Raw genomic sequence first — 2896 nt, 5'->3', positions numbered from 1 at the left:
CGCGCGCGGCTGCTAGCGGGCGGGCAAGAGGCCCTGGGCGATCACGAAATCATCGAATACCTGCTGATGACCGCAATTCCGCGCAAGGACACCAAGCCGCTTGCCAAGAGCCTGCTGGCGCGCTTCGCCAATCTGGCGGGCGTGCTGAATGCCGATCCCCACGCGTTGGCGCTGCATCCGGGCATGGGCGAAACCAGCGCCGCCGCGCTCAAGATCGTGGCGCTGGCCGCGCGGCGTCTCGCCCGCACCGGCGTGCAGGAAGCCCCGGTGCTGGCCAGCTGGCAGGCCCTGATCGATTATCTCACAATCGACATGGCCCACCTGCGGCATGAGTGCGTCAGGGTGCTTTATCTCGATACCAAGAACCGGCTCGTACTGGATGACCTCGTCAGCGACGGCTCGCTCGACGAGGCGGCAATCCACCCGCGCGAAGTGGTGAAGAAAGCGCTCGATCTCGGTGCAGCCGCATTGATCCTGGTCCACAACCACCCGTCCGGCTCGACCGAACCCAGCCGCGCCGACATCGCGATCACCAACAAGATTGCCGAGGCTGGTCGCCTCTTGGGGATCATGGTCCACGATCACGTGATCATCGGCAAGGAAGGCCACACCAGCCTGCGCTCCAAGGGCCTCATCTAGGATGTGCGTCGCCGCGATCGCCTGGGACGCTCACCCGCGCTGGAAGCTGATCGCCATCGGCAACCGCGACGAATTTCACGCCCGCCCGACCGCCCCGTTGGCGCAGTGGGACAACGGCATCATCGCCGGGCGCGACCTGGAAGCGGGAGGGACGTGGCTCGGCATAGCTCCGGGCCGGTTCGCCCTCGTCACCAATTACCGGGTCGATGGCTATCCCCAGCCGCACCTTGCCTCGCGCGGGAGCCTCGTCACTAATTGGCTGCTCGATCAGGATTTGGGCGATCTCGCGGGCATGAACCCGTTTCACCTGTTCGCGGCCGGGCCGGGTGGCGCGGCGCATCTCAGCAACTATCCCTCGCCCCTGCGCACTCCGCTTGAACCGGGCATTCACGGCCTTTCGAATGGCGGGTTCGAGCGACGCTGGGGCAAGACCCAGCGGCTCGAGGCCGCGCTGGCCGAGTGGCTGAATGCCAGCAACGATCCCGACCAGTTGTTCACGCCACTCGCCGACCGCACGCTCGACGGCGCGACCGATCCGGAAGGCCCATCGGCCGAATTTTCCAGCGTGTTCATCAGCAATCCACTCTATGGCACCCGCTGCTCGACCGTCATCGCGGTGGACCGGGACGGACAAGGCACGATCGCCGAGCGCCGCTTCGCCTCTGACGGCAGTGAGAGCGGGCGCAGTTCGATCGGGTTTGACTGGGACGGGTGAATTTGCCCCGCCCCTTGCCTTTCGCGCGCCCTGCCCCTAGCGGCACGCGCGATAGATCAAGGAGTCGAACATGGTCCCCCGTTATGCCCGCCCCGCGATGGTTGCCATCTGGGAACCGGAAGAACGCTACAAGATCTGGTTCGAGATCGAGGCCCACGCCACCGAAAAGCTGGGCGAACTCGGCGTGGTCCCGCCGAGCGGCGCGAAGGCGCTGTGGGACTGGTGGGCGACCAAGCCCGCGATCGACGTCGCCGCAATCGACGCGATCGAGGCTGTCACCAAGCACGACGTGATCGCCTTCCTCGATTGGGTGGCCCAGCAGGTCGGCCCCGAAGCGCGCTTCATGCACCAAGGCATGACCAGCTCGGACGTGCTCGACACCACGCTGGCCGTGCAGCTAGCCCGCGCCGCCGACATCCTGCTGGCCGACCTTGATGACCTGCTCGCCGCGATCAAGCGCCGCGCGCTTGAGCACAAGTACACCCCCACCATCGGGCGCAGCCACGGCATCCACGCCGAACCGACCACCTTCGGCCTGAAGATGGCCGAGGCCTATGCCGAATTCAGCCGCTGCAAGACCCGCCTGATCGCGGCCCGCGCCGAAGTTGCCACCTGCGCGATCTCGGGCGCGGTCGGCACCTTTGCCAACATCGACCCGTCGGTTGAGGAATATGTTGCCGAAAAGCTCGGCCTCGCGGTGGAGCCGGTTTCGACCCAGGTCATCCCGCGCGATCGCCACGCGATGTTCTTTGCGACGCTGGGCGTGATCGCCAGCTCGATCGAGCGCCTAGCCGTCGAAATCCGCCACCTTCAGCGCACCGAAGTGCTCGAAGCGGAAGAATACTTCTCGCCGGGCCAAAAGGGCTCGTCGGCCATGCCGCACAAGCGCAACCCGGTGCTGACCGAAAACCTGACGGGCCTGGCCCGCGTGGTCCGTTCGGCCGTCACCCCGGCGCTAGAAAACGTGGCGCTGTGGCACGAGCGCGACATCTCGCACTCGTCGGTCGAACGCTACATCGGCCCGGACGCGACGATCACGCTCGACTTTGCGCTCGCGCGCCTCACCGGCGTGGTCGACAAGCTGCTGGTCTATCCCGAACGGATGCAGAAGAACCTCGACCGGATGGGCGGCCTCGTCCACTCGCAGCGCGTGCTGCTGGCACTTACGCAAGCCGGCCTCGAACGCGATGCCTCGTATCGCCTGGTCCAGCGCAACGCGATGAAGGTGTGGGAATCGGATGGCCAGCTTTCGCTGCTGGAACTGCTCAAGGCCGATCCGGAAGTCAGCGCGGTGATGAGCGCCGCCGAACTCGAGGACAAGTTCAACCTCGATTACCACTTCAAGGCCGTCGACACGATCTTCAAGCGGGTGTTCGGGGAATAGGTGAAGCCGCTACCTTGGCTTGCCGCGTCCACCGATCCCGCCTAGCATTGCGCCAAGGCACTGACAGGGCAGGAGGATAAGGCCATGCAGGTAATCAGGACGATCGTGTGGGTGCTGGTGGCCGTCGCGCTGCTGCTCTTCTCGGTCAACAACTGGCA

Annotated in this window: 3 protein-coding genes; all 3 read left to right on the top strand. The window is 65.5% G+C overall.

Annotation, left to right across the window (positions count from 1 at the left end):
- The coding region (radC, locus tag ACE3SN_RS16660; RefSeq protein WP_374531930.1) for a DNA repair protein RadC at positions 1-639 on the top strand (639 nt) is incomplete at its 5' end.
- Between the two features lies 1 nt (position 640).
- Positions 641-1354 carry an NRDE family protein gene (locus tag ACE3SN_RS16655; protein WP_374531928.1) on the top strand — a complete coding sequence of 238 codons (714 nt, stop codon included), beginning with the start codon at positions 641-643 and terminating at the stop codon, positions 1352-1354.
- Positions 1355-1424: 70 nt separating this feature from the next.
- Entirely contained in the window at positions 1425-2738 is a 1314-nt protein-coding gene (gene purB / locus ACE3SN_RS16650) for an adenylosuccinate lyase (RefSeq protein WP_374531926.1), read from the top strand.
- Positions 2739-2896: the final 158 nt, after the last annotated feature.

The organism is Novosphingobium sp. (genome assembly GCF_041915465.1).
Lineage (GTDB): Bacteria > Pseudomonadota > Alphaproteobacteria > Sphingomonadales > Sphingomonadaceae > Novosphingobium.
Note: the sequence above shows the minus strand (reverse complement) of the source record. Positions and strands in the feature narration are given on the sequence as shown.